Consider the following 18984-nt stretch of genomic DNA (forward strand, 5'->3'; position numbering starts at 1 on the left):
CCGCCGTGGAACACCACGACCGTCCTGGGCCCGTCTGCCTCCAGGCGATACTCCACCGGCCCTGAGGGCAGGCTCACGACGGCGGCGCCGCGCTCGGGATGAGTTGGGGCAGCGGGCACCATGGCGTCTCCTGGCGTCACTGGAAAGGGCGTTCCCGGCGGCGGATCTTGCGGGTGACGGTGCCGTACCAGACGGGGACCTCGCGCTCGTCGTCGAACCAGCGGGCCACCACGATGTCGGTGGAGGAGTGCAGCAGGATCGACAGCACGATGGTCACGGCGACGAGCTGGAAGACCGGCACGGCGGCGGCGATCCCGGAGCCCAGCACTAGCAGCCCGTAGACGACGGAGGCGAAGCCCTTGGGCCCGAACCAGGCCACCGCCGCCTGCTCGCGCACCCCCAGTCCCGAGCGCAGGAACGACAGCCAGATCGCCACCGGCCGGGCCACGATCAGCGCGAGCACCGCGAACAGCCACCCCTGCCAGCCGACCGAGCTGAGCAGCGCCGGGGTGATGAGCGCGCCGAACACCAGCAGCGCGGCCAGCTTGAACACCTCGGCGATCAGCTCGCCGAAGTGCTCGAACGACTCGCGCTGCCGCGGCCCGAACGTGGCCACCGTGATCCCGGCCGAGAACGCGGCCAGGAACAGGTTGCCGTGCGTGGCCTTGCCCACGGCCAGCACGAGCAGGCCGATGGCCAGCGCGTTGAGCGGCTCGTACGGGGTGGAGGCGGCGAACCAGCGGGTCTGCTCCAGCTTGATCGCCAACCACGGGACGGCCACCCCGATGACGATGCCGAGGCCGAGCTCCAGGCCCAGCTCGCCCAGGTGCAGGTCGTCGGATCCGGCCGCGACCGCGAGGAAGAGGATGACGAACGGCAGCGCCAGCCCGTCGTTGACGCCCGATTCGACGTTGAGCAGCTGCCGCAGCCGGGGCGGCACCTTCTCGTTGCCGACCAGCGCGGCGGCGAACACCGGGTCGGTGGGCGCCAGGATCGCGCCGACCAGCAGCGACTCGATCCAGCCCAGCCCGAGCAGGTAGTGCGCCCCGACGGCGGTGATGACCAGCGTCAGCGGCAGGCCCCAGCCGAGCGCCCGGCCGGGCAGCCGCCAGGCGCTGCGCAACTCGGCCCAGCCGACCCGCATGCCGTCGGTGAACAACACCGTGAACAGCGCCAGCTCGGCCAGCGTGGCCACCAGGTCGTCGCCGGGCTTGAGCGAGACGACGCCGAGCACGCCATCGCCCAGCACGAACCCGGCCACCAGGAACAGCGCGGCGGTGGACAGGATGGTGCGGTGGGCCAGGCCGGACAGCAGGACGGCCAGCAGGAGCACGCACGCGAACGCGGTCAGCAGCACGCCCATCAGGGGCACCACGTGGGGGTCGTCATGGAACGGCCTTCCGGTCGGAACTCATCGCACGATCTTGCCGACCAGACTTCCCGGCGCACCGCGCCCACCCTAACAGGAGCGACTGTCAGAGCGACAAGCGCGTTCTTGGCGAGCGCTTTACTTTGTGAGGTGACGTGCGACGACCTCGACGTCGATGTCCACCTTGGCGACGTGACGAGTGCCGCCATCGGCAGGCGGAGGTATGGGCAACGACATTGCTCTTGCGACAGGCCGTTTCGTCCTCGTACCGGACCGGTCGCGCTACGCGACCATTGGTGTGGCCGTGGTGCCGGAGGCCTGGCGCATGACGTCGGTGAGTTTGGTGTCCTCGCCCGCGAGGATGGAGGTCACGTAGCCGGAGACGAAGGGCATTCGGGTGAGGCGGAGCATGACACGCCGGATGCGTAGATCGATCGGCGAAGAGGGCAGGAACCAGCGGGCCATCGACCGGGCGTTGCGTTGTTTGTCCTCGACCACGGGTCGCCACAAACGCTCGAATTCAGCGGTGCCCCGCTGGATTGCCGGTGCGTGCGCCAACCGGTCGGCGAGCAGGAAGGCGCCGGCGATGCCGAGCGACGCGCCCTGCCCGGCGATCAGTGACACCGCGTAGGCGGCGTCTCCCAGCAGGACGACCCGGCCAGCGCTCCACCGCGCGAGCTCGATCTGCGCGACCTGGTCGTAGTAGATGTCCACGGCCGGCGGGCACTGCTCCAGCGCGCGCGGCGTCACCCATCCCAGGCCGGCGTAGGCGCGCTGAATCGCCACCCTGTGATCGTCCGGGAGCGTGGGGTCGGCGCTGCGGTGCACCGCGAACGCGGCGACGCGGCCGTCGCGGAGGGCGTAAAAGCCCATCTGCCGATCGATGGAGTCGGTAAGGCAGAACGTGTGCTTGGTAGCGGCATGCACGTCCGGGTCGTCGAAGGTGAACGCCGCCGTGTGCAGGCCGAGGTAGCGCAGGTGACGGCTCTCCTGCCCGAACACGAGCCGGCGGACGGTCGAGTGGATCCCGTCTGCGCCCACAAGCAGATCGGCATCCAGTACGGTGCCGTCCTGAAGGGTCACCGTCACACCGTCGGAGCGATTGGCCACGTCGGTCAAGGCCGTACCGTAGCGCAGCTCCACCTCGGGTGGGAGGCATTGCCGCAGCACCGCCTCCATGTCAGGGCGCAGAAGGCTCAGGAGCAGTGCGCCTGCCGATAATTCCATCCGTGCTGGTCAAGCGGCATGTGAGTATTCGTGGAGGACGCCTCCAAGCCGGTCTCTTCTACGGATGTTCAGGTCGGTGATTCGCTCAGGGTCCGTGATCGGTCCGGGGCGGGACGCAGCGGCGCTGCTTGGCCCAGGGCTTGATGGGCCCGATGCTGGTTGTAGAACTGCTCGTACTCGAGCAGGGCGTGTCGCAGGTGGCGTTCATTCCAGACGAGGCAGCGGTCGAGAAGCTCGCGGCGGCACGACTGCACCCACCGCTCCATGATCGAGTTCATCCGCGGCATCCGAATACCGGTGAGCACCGTCTTGATGCCGGCCTCGGCGAGAATCTCGTCCATGAGGGCCGGGAACTTCCCATCCCGATCGCGGATCAGAAAGTGCGCCCGGCAGCCCGCATCGTCCAGATCCATCACGAGATTCCTGATCGTCTGGATGACCCAGCTCGCGCTCGGATGGACGGTAGTGCCCAGCACCCGGACGCGCCTGGTGGCGAGCTCGATCACCGCCAGGATGTACTGGCGCTGCCCGTTCAAAGTGATGGTCTCGATGAAATCGGCGGCCAGCAGGGCGTCGGCTTGCGAGCGCAGGAAGTCGGCCCAGGTGGTGGAGGCCCGATCAGGCGCCGGATCGAGACCGGCCTGTTTGAGGGTCTCCCACACGGTGGACGGCGCGACCTTGATGCCGAGCGTGGTGAGTTCACCATGCACCCGCCGATAGCCCCAGCCGGGGTTCTCTCGAACCAGACGCAGGATAAGAGCGCGGATGGAGCGGACCGTGGGCGGGCGCCCGGGCCGCTTTGGCCGGCAGGCACGGGCATGACGCCCTCGCATCAGATCGCGATGCCAGCGCAGCACGGTATCCGGCCGGATGAGCAGCCGCAGCCGACGCAGGACCTCCCGGGGCAGCGAGGTCAGGAGCGCAGCCAGGAAGGCACGGTCCTCGGGCGCGAATCTCACTCGGGTGTCGGCCCCGAGTTGGCGTTCCAGGACGGTGATCTGGTGACGCAGGGCGAGGATCTCCACGTCCTTGTCTCGATCGCCCATGGGCAGCAACCGCAGCGCGGCGAAAGCGTTCATGACGGTCAGATAGGCCAGGCGAAGGAGCACAGCCGATCATCCTGCCGTACGCACTCCCCTCTCCCGAGGGACCGGGGCTCGCGTACTCCACACACAAAGCGCTCGCAGGGCCACGACCTGGGCGGATGTAATTATCGGCAGGCGCACTGCCGTCCCGGACGAGCCGTTCCCGCACGAGAACCGCATGCGGGACGCTTGATCCGCTACCCCGGTCCACGGAGATGAATGGCGCGAATGCGACCAATGCGGTGGCATCATCCTGACTTTTTCGACAGTAGGGGGTGACGTGATGATGAAGGGGTGAGCCCCAGAGGTAAGCGGTGGATGGTCAGGGGCGTATGGTTCGCCGGTTTCGTGGTCACGGTCGTCGGTCTGACGTTCCTGGCGGTCTGGTGGCAGGGCGAGAACAAGACCAACGCCAAGCCGCTCGGCTGGCTGGAGCTCTTCAGCTGGATCAGCGGCACGCTGGGCCTGCCGGTGGCGATCATCGCCATAGTGAGCGAACGGCGGGCCGCGAGAAAGGAGCGGCCGCCCGTCAGGGTTCCGCTCGGACGGCGCCGCAGGGTGAGCGCGGCGCGGGTGATCGGGGAGGGCGTCCCGGCTGGGCGTAACGAGGCGGCTCAGCCCGCATGGCACAACCGCGACAAGGAACGCGGCCGGCTCATGCAGAAGCTCGTCAAGGAGCCCGGTGACGTCGTCGTCGTCCACGGCGATCGGGGTGTCGGCAAGTCCCGGCTGGTGGCGGAGGTGCTGAAGGCGCTGCCGGAGAAGTGGCGGAAGGCGCACGGCGAGGCCGGGCCGGAGATCCGCAGGTACCCGGCGGGCCCCGACGCGCTGCCGCTCCTCGACAGCCTGATCGCCGATCTCGGCAAGCTGCTCGGCGAGCAGGCGGAGGCGCGGGAAGCCCTCGACCTCAGAGCCACCTCGCTGGACCGGCTCAAAGCTGGTCTGGAGGCGCTCGGCACGACCCCCGTCGTAATTGTCATCGAGCAGGTGGAGCACCTGCTGGACCCCGTCGGCGAGTTCCACGACGCCGAGCTGGCCGAGGCGCTCGACATCATCGCCACGGACGCGTCCTCGCATCGGGTCACCGTCCTGCTCGTGACGCGGGTCGTGCCGAGGACGCCGATCCCGCGCACCCGGCCAGCCTCGCATGCGCTGCGGGTCGGCCCGCTTTCGTCCTGGCACTTCGGCAAGTACCTGAACGAGATCGACAAGGACCGGCGCGGCCTGAAACGAGCCGTCGGCAGGCACCGCGGGCGGCTCCGGGGCGACCTGCGCCTCGCGGAGCTGGCCTACCAGGTGCTGGACCTGCCGGAGTGGGACGCCCGCAAGCTGGGCGCGGCCCTGCGCGAGACCGCGAACGTCTCGCAGTTCCTCACCGGGCTGCTTCTGGAGAACGCCGGGCCGCTGGGCCGCGGCGTCCTGGAGGCGCTAGACGCGTTCGGCACGCCGGTGGACGCCGCCGACGTGTGCGAACTGTTGCAGAAGCCGCCGGACAAGGTCGGCGCGGCCCTGAAGGCGCTGGCGGACGCCGGAATCGTGTGGCGGACCGCCGCGGGCCAGTACCACCTGCCCCCCGGAAGCGACGACTGGAGCATCGACACCCGGCCGGAGGCGGAGCGGCCGGACGCCGCAGGACGCTCGAAGTTCTTCCGCGAGGCCGCCGCCCAGCTGAAGACGCATTTCGTCAAGTCCCCGGCCACCATCGCCGACCTGCGTTACGACTTCGCCGAGTTACGGGCGTACATGCGGGCGGGCAGGTTCACCTGGGCCTACGACTCGCTGCAGACCCTGGACGAAACGCTGCGCGACCGCTGGAACGCCGCCGTCCTGCTGCTCGACCAGCGCGAAGCACTGAGGAAGCAGCCGCTCGACGAGGACGACGCGATGGCCAACGAGAACGCCCTCGGTGACCTGTACGCGTCCAGGGGCGACTTCGAGCAGGCGGCGCGGGCGTACGGCAACGCGCTCGCCCGCGCCGAGCAGCAGGGCGATCTGTACCATCGCACCCTGATCCGCGCGAACCTGGCGGGCGCGTACTGGTGGAACGGCAACGCGCAGCACGCCCGCATCTACTACGAGCTGGTCCTGGACGACTGCGAGAAGCTGGCCCGCGAGCACGACGGCCTGGCGATGGTCCGCCTGGGCGCTCTGGAGGGCCTGGCCAATTGCGAGCACTTCTGGGGCCGGTACGACCCGGCACTCGAACTGGCCGGCAAGGCCCTTCGTCGGCCGGGTGACCCCCGATACCCCGGCACGGACGAGGCGTGGGCCTTCGCCGCAGGCAGGAGCGCCGTCCTCACGATGCGGATGGCCCGCTGGAACACCGAGCTGGGCAGGCGGAAGGCGGCCGACGAGCTCGTGGCGCTCGCCGGGCGGAAAGCGGAGGAGTCCGGCCAGGAGTGGACGCGGACCGCCTACCACAACGGCCTGGCCGAGATCTGGCTCCTGCGCGGCGACTACGAGCAGGCCCGGATCGAGGCGGACAAGGCTCTCGAACTGGCCCTCAGGTACGGCGACCCGACCGCCCTGCCGAGGGCCAGGACGGTGCTGTGCGCGGCACATCTCCTCAAGGGCAGGGGCGACCTCGACGAGGCCGCGCGGCAGATCCGCGCCCTGCGCTACCGTCCGGACGGGGCGCTCGTCGTCCAGGCGCTGCGCGGGCTGGTCGCGCTGGCCCTGGGCGAGCCGGACGGTGGCAGGGACGCGTCCCAGATCTTCGAGGACCTGCGCGACGAGACGGCCCGCCGCCTCCGGGACGACCCGCAGGACGTCACGGCGCTGGACTATCAGGGCTTCGCCCTGTGCGGCCTCCTCCTGAACACCGACGCTCCGCTCAAGGACGCCGTCGGCGCGTTCGAGCAGGCCCGCGCCCGCACCACCCTGCCCACGCCGAACCTGGACACGCACTTCAGACGCCTGCTGGAGCGGCTCGACCGGTGCGCCAGCCGCCCAGGCCGGCTGCGGCCGGTCATCGAGATCCTCTCGGCCGCGCAACCTCTCGTGTGAGCGGCTCCGGCCCGGCACGCAGCCAGCCCTCCTCCTGTGCCCGGACGATCGCCTGGATCCGCGTGCGCACGCCCATGTCCCGGTAGAGCTCCTGCAGCAACCGGAACATCGCCCGCTCGGAGTACCCCGCCCGCCTGGCCAGCTGCGCGACCGTCACCCCGTCCGCGAGCTGGCGCAGCCACGACAGCTGCTGCGGCTCCGGCGCGGCGGCGCCCTCGCCGGTGGAGTGCGCGCCGGAGGCGAGCGCGGCGGCCACGTCCGCCGGCAGCACCGCCTGCCCGTCGAGCGTCGCCTCCACGGTGCGCCGGAGCGTTCCCGGCGTGACCCCGCGCGGCAACACCGACCGGGCGCCGGTCCGCACCGCCCGCACGCCGAGGACGGCGGAGTCCTCCCCGACCAGCGCGATGACGGCGTGCGTCCCGTCCGCGTCACGTAACCGGCGGAGCAGGTCCCAGTCCTGCTCGGACTCGAGCGTCAGCAGCACCACCCTGTGTGGGCCGTGGCGCACCCATGCCAGGACGTCGGCAGGGGTGTCCACGGCGTGCCCGGCGGCGGACAGGACGGAGGCGACCCCCTGCCGGTACATGGGCAGGGGATCGACGACCGCGACGTGGACGACCACCAGTGGCAGCGGACCCTTCTCCGACGGCCACCGCGATCGCCGGAGGCCGGGGCATCAGCCTAGAGACCGCGATCACCCGCCGCCCAGGTCTGGCTACGGAAGACGGCGGCTTCCTGCGCGCCGCCGTCATGTTCCCGCCCGCGACTGTTCGTGGACCTGCGGCGGGCGCGTTCCTACCTTCGGGATGACCCGCGATTGGAGGTCTCATGGCCCACCCCGAGCCAGCGCCCTACTTCAACATCGTGACCAACAACCCGAAGGTGGGCCGTGAAATCAACAAGTCGTATCCGGGGAGCGAGGTTCCGAACGACATCGTCAGGGTCGTCCGGAAACTGATCGGTGACCTGTACCGGGAGAATCCCCAGATGAAGCCGGAGGACGTCTACCAAGCGTTCAAGAAGGGCAAGTCGGAGAAGATCACTCTGCTGGGACAGCACACCCTGATGCACCTGATCCGCGCCATCGGCTCGGGCCAGTGATCACCTGCCCAACCGACCAGGGTCGTCGAAGAGGTCGAACTATTCCCTTCCTCCACCGGGTCTTGCGGTGTCTCCCCGCACAGGCCGGTGAAGCGGCGTTCCAGCCCGCCCGGGTGGTGGCCGTGCAATTCCCGCAGGATCACCGGGTAGGGCCCGCCGATGGTGGCGAGCGCGGTGGATGTCGATTCCGCCGCCTGGCCGGCGAGGAGGCCTGCGAGGACGTCCCGCTCCGGCTGGGTGATGTCGGGCTGCAACGCGCATCGGTGAGCCAGGTCGTCCCAGCGGTCGCGGTGCTCGCTCAGCCGGCGCCTGCTCCGCTTCTGGGCCGCGTGCAGGCGCCTGCGCAGCCGTCCGGTCACGATGGGGGCCGCGTTCCACACGAGGCCCTCGATCCGCGTCGCGCACGAGCGGAGCGCCATGGAGGCCACCGGCGGCAGCGCGGCGCCGAGCTGGAGCACGGTCTCCCAGTCACTGTTCGCCGGTGCGGCCTGCTGTGGAAGAGGACGCTCTGGGCCGTGTCCACCGGGAGGTGGTCAGCATGCCAAGCCGGAAGGACGAACTGGCCGAACGCCGCTTCACAAGCTCGTCGACCAGATCAAGGCGATGATGCCTGCCGTCTCAAGCCGGGGTAGCGCGGCTTCTACGGCCAACTCGTTCTCACCCGTGACGCGGTGGCCGAGCTGGGGGATGCGGCCGAAGTCCGACGAGCCGCACGGACGGCCAGCAGCCGACTCGGCTGGAAGGGCCGAACCCACCTCGCCGACGACGAGATGCTGGTCATCATCGATGACCGCGACCCACCCAAGAGATCCGCGAGCTGGCAGCCCGCCGTTCCGCCGAGGCCCGCCTGCGCCGCACCAGCGCGCCCAGCACCTCTCCCACCCGCCCCGCCGACCCTAGAAAGAGTCTCTGAACGACCCAGCCGCAGGGCCGAGTTCTGTCGTGGCGATCAGGAGCCCGGCGCAGGTCCGGGACCCGCATCCATGGCCTGACGCAACCTTGACCCGAGACTTTCAACGCGACCGCATTACCGCAGGTCAAGACGGCTTTCCAGACGCGACGCCGTAGATCGCACCAATAAGACACAGCCTTCCCGAAGGGGGCAAACGGCACATAATGACGACAGTCAAGAACCCATGGTTGCTCGGTGGTTGCTCGCGTGCACGCGTTACAGCACGGCACGCGTCGGCACAGACCGACACGACGACGGGGATAATCCTGGTCACGACGATACAAAACAGCACTCGGTGACACTGAGCGACATCAACCGAGGATTCTCATAATCCGTGGGTTGTGGTTCAAGTCCCACCCGCCCTACCACGCCGACCTGCGGCTTTACCCTGGCTTGTAGTCGCTTCATCCGATCGTGAGTCACGGCGAGCCACATGTGAGTCACGTTGCCTCCCGGGCCTTGCCGATCTTCCGGTTGGTTTCCAGGATCGCCCTCAGCACCAGCCGCGCGCTCGCCCCGCCGCCCGCGCGGCGGGGCGGCTGTCGTGATAGCACCGAGACGTAGTTCTCGGCGGTCAGCACGATGCGCATGCCCCAACGTGTCCTGCACCACCTTCACCCGGTGTCCCTGCAACGGCGGCCAGAACCAGCAATTCACCAGGTCAGACCAGTGACAGCCCGCCCGGCCCGCGTCCGTCGCCGCCGGTGGCGTGCGTATCAGGTGACGGATGCCCAGCGATGGCGGGGCCCGCCGGTCAGTCGACGCCTTCGATGATGCGGAAGTCGCGCTCGAACCCGTCGGGGAGGGCCACCAGCGCCTTCTGGTAAGCCTCGCTCTCGTAGGCCGCGACGGCCTGCTCAAAGCTGTCGAACTCGATCAGAACGACGCGTTCCGTGATTCCGGCCTCGTGGGCGACCACTCGACCACCACGGGACGGGATCCGGGACAGGAGGCGCCCGCCCGCAGCCTGGACAGCCAGACCGGCCAGCTTGTCGTAGGTGGTCAGCATCTCAGGGTCGGAAATGGCGGGGTAGACACTGACCCAGTAGCCCTTAGCCATGGAAACCTCCTGTGTGGGGCCGGACATGTCCGGCTTCGTCTTGACACTCGGATCGATCGATCCCGGCGACGGGCGATGCGATCAGTCGAATCGTCATATGCGCAGGTTAGGGCTTGATGTCCGGGCGAGGGAAAGATCGGTACGGGATAGACTCAGAACGCTTCGTTATCAATCGGCATCCTTCGGCATCTATCGGCATCAATCGGCAGGGAGGGCACGTGGCGCCGGACACGGTCAGCCTGCGCTACTTCCTGGTCCTGGCACAGGAGCTGAACTTCACCCGCGCGGCCGCACGCATCGGCATCGCCCAGCCCGCACTCAGCGCCCGGATCCGCCGATTGGAAGCCGACCTCGGTACGCCCCTGCTGGTCCGCAACACACGTAGTGTCGCGTTGACCCCGGCCGGTGCGGCCTTGGCCGAGTCCGCCCCGCCCGCGCTCGCGGCGCTGGACCGGGCCTGGGACACCGCCCGGAGCGCCGCGGCCGGCGAACGCGGCACGCTGCGCATCGGATACAGCCTCAGCACCGGGGCCGAGACAGCACCGGCCCTGGTGGACCGGCTGATGCGCAGCAGCCCCGGGCTCGAGGTCCGCGCGGCCCCGATGGCGACACCGGAGATCACCCCCGCGGTCGCCGACGGCCGCATCGATGCCGGCATCACCCGCGGCGAACAGCCGGGCCGCGGGGTGCGCCGGTTCCTGCTGCGGCGTATGCGCGTCGGGGTCCAGCTGGCACAGCACCATCCGCTGGCCGACCACCCGGAGATCGAGATCGCCGACGCCGCCGCGTACCCGCTGCGGCTCCCGGACCGCGCCGCCAACCCCGTGATCCACGATCAGCTGTCCGCACTGTTCCGGGACATCCGGCCACACCCCCGCTTCCACACCCCGGCGCTCTCTGTCGACATGTCCCAGCGCGACCTGCGCGACGGGGTCATCCTCGCCCCGGCCGGAGAAGCCGCGGCCGCGGCACAACCGGCCGGTCTCACCTGGCGACCGCTGCGGGACGCGCCCAGCCTGACCATCCACCTGGTCCTCCCCCGCGAACCGTCGCCACTGCACCGCCGCGTCCGTGCCGTCGCCAAAACCCTGGCGCACGAGCTGCACTGGCTGCCGGACTGACACGCGAACCGAGATCTCGGGCTGGACCGGCCACGACATCGGCGGCATGGTCGCCTACGCCTTCGCCGCCAACCACGCCGCGCACGCCCGGCGCATCGCGTTGCTGGACATCGCGTGCCCCGACGAGCGCTTCTACGACCACTCCCTGCTGCCCCGCCCCGGACGGCAGCAGATCGACGGCGACATCCACGCCGGCCCGGGCCGCTTCCTGTGGTGGTCCGCCTTCAACCAGGTGCCGGGCCTGTCCGAGCGGCTGCTCCCGCGAGCTGATCGACTGGATGTGCGACTACCTCATCGAAGACCCGCCCGCCATCTACGCCCACGCCTGCTCCACACCGGACACGATCCGCGCCGGCAACTCCTGATACCGGGCGTTCGGCCAGGACATCGCGGACGAGAAGACGTACGGCAAGGTCACCGCTCCCCTGCTCGGCCTGGGCGGCGGCGAGGCAGGCCACGTGCTCCTGCGGGCGGTGCTGCCGGACAAGGGCACCGAGGTCGAGGTGGTGCAGGTGCCCGGCAGCGGCCACCACATCCCGGAGGAACAGCCCGAGATCGTCGTCGAGCACCTGACCCGGCTCTTCGCCTGACCCGAACCTCCGCCGCCACCACCCATGACAGCCGCCCGGCGCTCACCTGGAGGGCGGCGGAGTCCGATCGATGTCGCCGCTCTCGCCGCAAGGTGACGGCGTGCCGGAACTGCGTGGCGAGGCTCGTGTGCCGGTCACGCTGCCGCCGTCGCAGGACGTCCCGCACCGGCCCGGACGGCCGTCGAACTCCGGCAGGCCCATGCCGGCCAAGCACGCCACCACCCTGCGGCAAGCCCGCGTCGACCAGTTCGGGAAGCTCGCCGACGCACCCTCGATCGCAGCATGTCACTTCGTCGCTACTAATGGATAACGCTCAGTAGCGGGTCACGGAGTCAGCGTCGATGATGCAACCGATCAGCCGCTCCACGGCTGTGCCCTGAAAGCGTGCTTCAGGAGCGTATCGGCTCCGGCGTCCGCCGTTCAGAGGGGTACGTCGTCCGGAAGGAACCTGCCGATGCCCGCCGCCCTGCCGCCCGCCCTGCCCGCCCACGAGCTCCTCCGCATGACCAGCCAAGCAGTGCTGCCCGTCCTGCAATCCGCCGTGGACACCCTCAGCCCCGAGCTGCGGCGGGCGGCCCGCTTCCACTTCGGGTTCCCCGGCCCGGACGGCGCCCCGCCACCCGGGCGCGTCTCCCGTTTGCGCGTCACGGCCCTGGCGCTGCTGTGCACCTCGATCGACGGCGGGCCGGTCGAACGCGGCCTGCCCGCCGCGGCCGCCTTCACCCTGACCATGCACCAGGCCGGCATCCACGACAACATCACCGACCACGACGCCGTCCGGTACGGGCGCCCCACCCTGTGGCGCGCCTTCACCCTCGACCACGCGCTGCAGACCGGCACCGCGCTGCTGACCCTGGCGGTGCGGATGCTGGCCGTCAGCGGCTACCGCCGCCGCGACCAGATGACCACCGCGCTGATGGACGGCGTCGTGGGCAACAGCGAGGGCCAGCTCGCCGACCTCACGCTCGACTACACGACCGGCGGGCCGGTGAGCCCCGAGGCGTGCCTGGCGGTGGCCGAGGCCAAGACGGGCCCGATCATCCGCGCCGCCTGCCGCGTGGGCGCCCTGGCCGGCACCGCCGGCCCCGAGCAGGTGGACGACCTCGCCGAGCTCGGCGCCCCCATCGCCCTGGTCATGCAGCTGCGCAACGATCTGGACGACCTCTGGCCCCCGCTCACCGGAGACACCACCCCACGCCGTACGGATCTGCGCCACCGCAAGGTGACCTACCCCATCGCGGCCGCTCTGGCCGACACCGGACGCGCCCGTGACCGCCTGGCCGCCTACCTCGCCTCCACCGCCGAACCTTCCCCACAAGACCTCGACGACCTCGTCCGGGCGATCGAACGGTGCGGCGGGCGTGAACGTACCGAGGCCGCCATCCACCAGGCGACCGCCCAAGCCCGCCATCGCCTGGGCCGGGCAGCGCCCGCTCCCCAGGCACACGCCGACCTGCTCGCCCTCATAGACCTGCTCCAGCGCTCATGACCCACCCTGCTTCTCCGCACAGCGGACGGTCCTGATCGACGCGGCAAGGGAAACCTCAAGACAAAACGGGCGGGATCAGGGCTTGGACGCCGTCGAGGATTCTCGCCAGACCGAAGCGGTAGTCCAGCCCTCTTTCCTCTGGCAGCATGTCGCCGGGGTAGGCGTAGGCGCCGGCGTCGATGGCGGCGCGCAGGGCGGGGAGGCGCCGGCCGTCCACCAGTTCGCCGAGCAGCGTGCTGTATGCGGCGATCGACTCTCCGCGGGCGCTCTGGCCCAGTTCGGCGGCCAGTCGCGCGGTGGCCTGGAGGTAGGTGGCGATGAGCAGCACGATCTGCACCTTGTCGGCCTCGGCGAGCCCTGTGGGGTGCAGGGCGGCCAGGGCGCGGTCGGTCCAGGCGAGCTGGTTGGGGGTGATCGGTGGCCCGGTGACAGGCAGGTGCACGATCCAGGAGTGGGCGCGCAGCATCCGCCAGTGGGCGTCGCACCAGCGTTCCAGGCCGGTCCGCCAGTCCGGGCAGGGCTCCTCCAGGTCGGCGGGCACCGCCGCGACGGCGTCCAGCATCATCAGCAGCAGCTCGTTCTTGCTGTTGACGTACCGGTACAGCGACATCGGGGTGTAGCCGAGCCGTTCGGCGATCTTGGCCATGGACACGGCGTCGAGGCCGTCGGCGTCGGCCGCCTCCACCGCCGCCTGCACGATGCGTGCCAGGCTCAAGCCGGGTCTGGGTGCCGGCTCCGGGTGGTCCAGCAGGTCCCAGAGGCTGCGCAGTCCGGGCGGTAGATCGGCGTTCATGTGGTGTCCTCACGCTTGGTGCGAGGCTTGTGCGTCACGTCAGTATATGGCGTAGATTCGGTATATGGCATATACAGCAGTGGTCATCGGTGGCGGTGTCGCGGGCATGGCAAGCGCGATCGCCCTGCACAAGGCCGGGATCCAGGCGGTGGTCCACGAGGCCTACGAGCGTCCGGCCGACGACGTGGGCGCCTTCGTCACACTCGCGGTCAACGCCCTGGACGCCTTGCGTACCCTCGGCCTCGACACCACCCGGCTCGGCTTCCAGACCCCGCACATCACCCTCACCAGCGGGTCCGGCAGGCGGATCGGCCGATTACCGCACGGCCCGGCCCTGCCGGACGGCACGGTCAGCCGTACCGTCAAGCGCGCCGACCTCTACCGCGCCCTGCGCGAGCAGGCCGCCCGGTGCGGGGTGCGCATCCAGTACGGCAAGCGCCTGAGCGAGGCCCGCAGCACGGGCGCGGGCGTGCGGGCGGCGTTCACCGACGGCACCAGCGCCGAAGGCGACCTGTTGATCGGCGCCGACGGGTTACGCTCCCGCACCCGCCACATCATCGACCCGGCCGCGCCCGGCGCGCGCTACGGCGGCATGGTCAACGTCGGCGGCTACGCCCGCGGCATCCGGGTCGGCAGCGAACCCGGCACCATGAACGCGATCTTCGGCAGGCGCGCGTTCTTCGCCTACGCCGCCCACCCCCGCGGCGAGGTGTGGTGGGCGGCGAACCTGACGCGACCCGCCGAACCCGCCCCCGCCGGCCTGGCCGCCATCCGCGCGCCGCAGTGGCGGGCCGAGCTCGTCAAGGCCTTCCGGCGCGACCGCGGCCCGGCCCTGGCCCTCATCGAGGCGACCGACCGGCTCGTCACCGGCTGGACCACCTACGACGTCCCCTCAGTGCCGACCTGGCACCGCGATCGGCTGATCATCATCGGAGACGCGGCCCACGCGACGGTCCCCTCCCTCGGGCAAGGCGCCGCCATGGCCCTCGAAGACGCCGTGGTTCTGGCCACATGCCTGCGTGACAGCCCGGACATCATCCACGCGTTCGCCGCCTACGAACATCTGCGCCGCCCCCGGGTGGAACGCATCGTCGCCCAGGGCAAGCGCACCGACAGCTGGAAGACGCTCGGCCCCATCGCCCGGATCCCCCGCGACCTGATCATGAGCCTGGCACTCAAACACCTGGCCCGCACCGGCCAGGACCCGAACCGGTGGATCTACGAGCACCGCATCGCCTGGGATGAGCCGACCTGCTCGCCTGGCTGAGGCCCGGCTGCTCCCCGTGCACGGCCGCGCGTACTTGCCTGTGCACGACCAGCAACCTACGTGGTGGCTGCTCGGACGCCGAGGCTGACGAGCGCCACCGCGGTCACCTTGCCGATCGCACGCTTGAAGCGGGCCTTGCGGACGAGGTGCGCCCCTCGGTGGAGGAGGATCGTCCAGGTCAGCAGCCATACCGCCATCACCAGGGCGTGGGCGGTGGCCAGGGCGAGGATCTGCCCGCCGAGCGGATCTCCGGGCTGGAGGAACTGCGGGACCAGGGTCAGGTAGATGGAGGCGGCCTTGGGGTTGAGGACGTTGGCGAGCAGGGCCTGGGTGTAGACGGAGCCGGGCCGTTTCGGCTGGCGGGTGGGAGATGGGGGAAGGGTGGTGGAGTACCAGGTCCATAGGCCGAGGCCGACGAGGTAGGCCGCGCCGAGGAGTCTGACGGCGGCGAAGGCCTGGCTGGAGTGCATGACGAGGGCCGACAGGCCGGCGATGGCCAGGGCCGCGTGCGCGTACAAGCCGCTGACCGTGCCGAGGAGGACGGGGAGGGCCTGGCGGCGGCCGCCGGTCGTGACGTGCTGGATCAGCAAGGTCAGGCTGGCGCCCGGAGTGGCGATGAGGGGGAAGATCGCCAGCAGGAACGCGGCGACCGCGTACGGGTGGATCATGCCGGGAGCACGACGCGATAGTGCGTGGTGAGGCGGCGGTCGTCGTCCAGGACGTGGAAGGCCAGGCCGGGCGGTTGCTCGCGGTCGGCGGGCCGGTCGCCCTCCCAGGGCAGGCGCAGCGTCCACGTGACGGCCGGTCCGACGATCAGGGGGCGGCCGGCGAAGGTGGAGGCGGCGGCGGTGTGCGCGTGGCCGGTGAGCACGGCCACGACCTGGGGGTGGGCGTGGAGCAGCGCGGCCAGCGCGTCGGGTTCCCGCAGCCGGCCGGAGTCGGGCAGCGGGTGGTGGAGCTCGACGGGCGGCTGGTGGAAGGCGATCAGGGCGGGTGTGTCCGGGGCGAGGCCGTCGAGGGTGGTGCGCATCCAGGCGAGGGTTTCAGGATCGAGGAGACCCTCGTCGTGTCCGGGGATGGTGGAGTCGCACATCAGGATGGCGGTGCCGGCGATGTGGTGCACCTGGTTGACGGGGCCGTGGGCGGCCGGCAGGCGCAGCAGTGCCTTGCGGTAGGCGGGGCGGGCGTCGTGGTTGCCGGGGCAGGTGAGCACCGGAAAGGGAGCGGCCAGGATGTCGGCGGCCTGCTCGTACTCGGCCTCCTCGCCGTGGTCGGCGATGTCGCCGGTGACCAGCAGGGCGTCGACCGGGCGGGGCAGCGCGCGCAGGTAGTCCATGACCCGGGTGGCGCGGCGGGTCGCCCGGTCGGTGCCGTCGAGGTGCAGGTCGCTGATCTGGGCCAGCAGCAACGTCATCGCACGATCTCCTAACGGTTAAATAGGATTTAGCGTTAGGACCATAAGGTGTCGGAGGAGACTTGAGCAAGCGGAGGTGCGAGTGGAGCGCTGGCCGGCCCTGGAACTGGCGGGCACGATCCGTCACGACGGCGACGGCGGTGTCGCCGACGACCTGGCGACCTTGCCGGGCGCGACCCGCTGGATCCACCAGCACGCCAAGCCGCCGATCCTCGACGTCGACGTGGCGGGGCTCAGGATGAGCGAGGAGTTCAGGAGCGAGCTCGTCGAGTTGCGCCGGGCCGTGCGGGCGCTGTTCGCGCGGGCGGTCAGCCCGGCGCCGCCGAGCCGGGCCGACGCCAGCCGGCTGATGCCCGCCGAGCAGGCGCTGGCGCACCTGAACGCGGCGGCCGCCCGCGAGGCGATCGTTCCACAGCTCGACTGGCCCGCGGGCGGGACACCGCGCACGGGCCTGCTGTCGGCCGAGCCCGACGCGAACGTCCGGCTGATCGCGGCTCTGGCCCGGGCCGCCATCGACTTCCTCAGCGGGCCGCAGCGGGAGCGGTTGCGGTCCTGCCAAGCGCCGCGCTGCGTGCGCTACTTCGTGCAGAGCCACGGGCGGCAGGAGTGGTGCAAGCCGTCCTGCGGCAACCGCGCCCGGGCGGCACGTCACTACCAGCGCCACAGCGCCCCTGCCGCGCAGGACCTGTCCGGCTCCTGACCTCGGACGCGGCGCCGTCTCCGCAACACTGCCACGCGCCTTTACGTTGTAGATTCATAGCAGCCCATGTCGCATGCGCGCACGAAGACCTGCGGGTGGCTGGCACATCGCCCGGCCGGCGTGGCCGCGCCGCGGCGGTTGATCGTTGACTACAATGCGCTTGCACGCCATCACTCCGCGTGCTGTCGTGGCGATGTGCAGGACGGTCAGGAGCGCGCGGCCCAGGAGCTGCGCGCGTTGCCGCAGCGGGCGGTCGGCGTCGCCGAACTGGGTGCGGCGATCTCCGCCGCCATCGGGCCGTGGGTGCCCCACGACGCGCTGCGCCTGGTGGGCACCAGCCCGGCCACGCGAGAAGGCTCCGCAGTGCCGCCTCGAAGGCGGCCAGTTCCCCCCTCCTGCCCACGAAGGCGCGCTCGCGAGCCACCCGCAGGCGTCCCTCCACACTCGCTCAACCCCCACGCGTGCAAAGAGCTGCGGCTTTCCGCGCTTGCCCCGACATGCGCGTCCTCCCGCGCCGCACCCATCCACCTCACCGAGGGCCCCGCGGTACGACGAGACCGGGCCTTCACGGTGCCGGGCCTTCACGGTGCCGGGCCTTCACGGTGCCGGGCGTTCGCGTGGCAGGACGACGGTGACCGTCAGCCCGCCCCCTGCCCGGGGGACGGCCGACGCGGTGCCGTGGTGAGCGTCCGCGATGGCGCGCACGATCGACAGGCCCAGGCCGGTCCCGCCGTCGCGGGCCAGCCGCCGCCCGTTGCCCCGCTCGAACGGCAGGAACAGCCGCTCCGCCCGCTCCTCCGCCACCACCGGGCCCGTGTTGCTCACCACCACCTCCGCGCCGTCCGGCCGGGGGCCTGCCGTGACCTCGACCGTGCCGCCCGGCACGTTGTAGCGGACGGCGTTGTCGAGCAGGTTGCGTACGAGGTGCTCGAGCAGGACGGGATCGCCCTCCACGACAGCAGGGCGCACCCGCACGTCCACCCGCCCCCGCCAGTCCGCGGGCAGCGTGCCGGCGGCGCGGCGGACCACCTCGGGCAGCTCGACCGGCCGCCGCTCGGACAGGCCCCGCTCGCTCGACGCCAGCAGCAGCAGCCCTTCGATCAGCCGTTCGCTGCGCGCGCACGCCTCCAGGACCCGGTGCATGGCGGGCACCAGGTGGTCGGGGACCTGCCCCGTCGCCAGCGGCACCTCCACCGCCATGCGCTGGATGGCCAGCGGGGTACGCAGCTCGTGCGAGGCGTTGGCGGCGAAGCGACGCTGGCTGTCGAAGGCGGCCTGGAGCCGGGCCAGCATGCCGTCGAACGTGTCGCCCAGCTCCTTCAGCTCGTCCTGCGGGCCGTCCAGGGCCAGGCGCCGGTTGAGGTCGCGCTCCGACAGCTCGCGCGCGGTCTCGGTGATGCGGTGCAGCCTCGACAGCGTGCGCCCGGCGATGAGCCGCCCGGCCAGCGCGGCGACGGCGATCGCCCCGGCCAGGACGGCCGAGCAGCGCAGCAGCAGGTCGTACAGGACCTGGGCGCGGTAGCGGTCGAGCACGCTCTGCGGGGCGAACGCGGCGATGGCCGGCACCCTGTCCTTCACCCCGTCCTTCACCCCGTCCGGGGTGGTGCCGGGACGCTCGGCCACCGCGGGGCGCGGGGTGGATCGCCCGCCAGGCGACGGCTCGGCCTGGACGACCGTGGGCTCGGTGCTGCGGCTGACCAGGCTCTCGGCCACGATGGCGTAGTCGAGCCCGAGCAGCAGCAGCCCTCCGGCGGCGAACACGGCGGCGTACACGAGGGTCAGGCGCCCCCGTACGGTGAGCCTGCCCACG

The 18984-nt window shown here is 70.9% G+C and carries 18 protein-coding genes; 7 read left to right on the forward strand and 11 right to left on the reverse strand.

Annotation, left to right across the window (positions count from 1 at the left end):
* Positions 1-136 precede the first annotated feature (136 nt).
* From KIS93_RS57365 to KIS93_RS57375, 3 genes are all read right to left on the reverse strand, one after another.
* A complete protein-coding gene (locus KIS93_RS57365; protein ID WP_080046820.1) occupies positions 137-1363 on the reverse strand; it encodes a cation:proton antiporter in 1227 nt (408 codons plus the stop codon).
* 288 nt (positions 1364-1651) lie between these two features.
* Positions 1652-2548, reverse strand: a complete 897-nt coding sequence (locus KIS93_RS57370; RefSeq protein ID WP_222108080.1) for an FAD-dependent monooxygenase — start codon at positions 2546-2548, stop codon at positions 1652-1654.
* 116 nt (positions 2549-2664) lie between these two features.
* A complete protein-coding gene (locus KIS93_RS57375; RefSeq protein WP_222108081.1) occupies positions 2665-3705 on the reverse strand; it encodes an integrase core domain-containing protein in 1041 nt (346 codons plus the stop codon).
* A gap of 294 nt (positions 3706-3999) precedes the next feature.
* Between KIS93_RS57375 and KIS93_RS57380 the strand changes: the two genes are divergently transcribed.
* Positions 4000-6687: a tetratricopeptide repeat protein gene (locus KIS93_RS57380; RefSeq protein ID WP_080039482.1), complete on the forward strand. Its 2688-nt coding sequence runs from the start codon at positions 4000-4002 to the stop codon at positions 6685-6687.
* Here KIS93_RS57380 and KIS93_RS57385 read toward each other — a convergent pair.
* Positions 6650-7309, reverse strand: a complete 660-nt coding sequence (locus KIS93_RS57385; protein ID WP_080039483.1) for a transcriptional regulator — start codon at positions 7307-7309, stop codon at positions 6650-6652. The genes KIS93_RS57380 and KIS93_RS57385 overlap by 38 nt on opposite strands.
* A 206-nt stretch (positions 7310-7515) precedes the next feature.
* On the opposite strand from KIS93_RS57385, the gene KIS93_RS57390 reads away from it, so the two are divergent.
* Positions 7516-7788 carry a hypothetical protein gene (locus tag KIS93_RS57390; protein ID WP_080039484.1) on the forward strand — a complete coding sequence of 91 codons (273 nt, stop codon included), beginning with the start codon at positions 7516-7518 and terminating at the stop codon, positions 7786-7788.
* Between the two features lie 1392 nt (positions 7789-9180).
* On the opposite strand, the gene KIS93_RS57395 is transcribed toward KIS93_RS57390, so the two are convergent.
* On the reverse strand, positions 9181-9330 hold the full coding sequence (locus KIS93_RS57395) for a hypothetical protein (RefSeq protein ID WP_155127659.1): 150 nt from the start codon (positions 9328-9330) through the stop codon (positions 9181-9183).
* A gap of 164 nt (positions 9331-9494) precedes the next feature.
* Entirely contained in the window at positions 9495-9800 is a 306-nt protein-coding gene (locus KIS93_RS57400; RefSeq protein ID WP_080046821.1) for a DUF1330 domain-containing protein, read from the reverse strand.
* Between the two features lie 218 nt (positions 9801-10018).
* Here KIS93_RS57400 and KIS93_RS57405 point away from each other — a divergent pair, with 218 nt between their 5' ends.
* The 3 genes from KIS93_RS57405 to KIS93_RS57415 all read left to right on the forward strand — a co-directional run bounded on the left by KIS93_RS57405 (position 10019) and on the right by KIS93_RS57415 (position 13000).
* Positions 10019-10921 (forward strand): LysR family transcriptional regulator, encoded by a 903-nt coding sequence (locus KIS93_RS57405; RefSeq protein WP_186405061.1) that lies wholly within the window; start codon positions 10019-10021, stop codon positions 10919-10921.
* A gap of 458 nt (positions 10922-11379) precedes the next feature.
* Positions 11380-11511, forward strand: a complete 132-nt coding sequence (locus tag KIS93_RS57410) for an alpha/beta fold hydrolase (RefSeq protein ID WP_186405062.1) — start codon at positions 11380-11382, stop codon at positions 11509-11511.
* A gap of 454 nt (positions 11512-11965) precedes the next feature.
* Positions 11966-13000 (forward strand): polyprenyl synthetase family protein, encoded by a 1035-nt coding sequence (locus KIS93_RS57415; RefSeq protein WP_080039485.1) that lies wholly within the window; start codon positions 11966-11968, stop codon positions 12998-13000.
* Positions 13001-13055: 55 nt separating this feature from the next.
* Here the strand turns inward: KIS93_RS57415 and KIS93_RS57420 are convergent, their stop codons facing one another.
* The gene (locus KIS93_RS57420; RefSeq protein WP_080039486.1) at positions 13056-13793 is read right to left on the reverse strand and encodes a TetR/AcrR family transcriptional regulator; all 738 of its coding nucleotides are present in this window, start codon (positions 13791-13793) and stop codon (positions 13056-13058) included.
* A 64-nt stretch (positions 13794-13857) separates the two neighbouring features.
* Between KIS93_RS57420 and KIS93_RS57425 the strand changes: the two genes are divergently transcribed.
* Positions 13858-15060: an FAD-dependent monooxygenase gene (locus KIS93_RS57425; RefSeq protein WP_080039487.1), complete on the forward strand. Its 1203-nt coding sequence runs from the start codon at positions 13858-13860 to the stop codon at positions 15058-15060.
* Positions 15061-15116: 56 nt separating this feature from the next.
* Here the strand turns inward: KIS93_RS57425 and KIS93_RS57430 are convergent, their stop codons facing one another.
* On the reverse strand, positions 15117-15728 hold the full coding sequence (locus KIS93_RS57430) for a LysE family translocator (RefSeq protein ID WP_080039488.1): 612 nt from the start codon (positions 15726-15728) through the stop codon (positions 15117-15119).
* Positions 15725-16474 (reverse strand): metallophosphoesterase, encoded by a 750-nt coding sequence (locus KIS93_RS57435; protein WP_080039489.1) that lies wholly within the window; start codon positions 16472-16474, stop codon positions 15725-15727. Before KIS93_RS57435 ends, KIS93_RS57430 begins: the two co-directional genes overlap by 4 nt.
* Before the next feature lie 82 nt (positions 16475-16556).
* Between KIS93_RS57435 and KIS93_RS57440 the strand changes: the two genes are divergently transcribed.
* Positions 16557-17174 (forward strand): CGNR zinc finger domain-containing protein, encoded by a 618-nt coding sequence (locus tag KIS93_RS57440; protein ID WP_080039490.1) that lies wholly within the window; start codon positions 16557-16559, stop codon positions 17172-17174.
* 206 nt (positions 17175-17380) lie between these two features.
* Here KIS93_RS57440 and KIS93_RS57445 read toward each other — a convergent pair whose 3' ends face one another.
* Both KIS93_RS57445 and KIS93_RS57450 read right to left on the reverse strand, forming a co-directional pair.
* Positions 17381-17521 (reverse strand): hypothetical protein, encoded by a 141-nt coding sequence (locus KIS93_RS57445; protein ID WP_155127662.1) that lies wholly within the window; start codon positions 17519-17521, stop codon positions 17381-17383.
* Positions 17522-17771: 250 nt separating this feature from the next.
* Complete coding sequence (locus KIS93_RS57450) at positions 17772-18983, reverse strand: sensor histidine kinase (protein ID WP_080039491.1); 1212 nt, start codon at positions 18981-18983, stop codon at positions 17772-17774.
* Position 18984: the final 1 nt, after the last annotated feature.

The sequence above is a fragment of the [Actinomadura] parvosata subsp. kistnae genome, from assembly GCF_900323885.1.
GTDB lineage: Bacteria > Actinomycetota > Actinomycetes > Streptosporangiales > Streptosporangiaceae > Nonomuraea > Nonomuraea composti.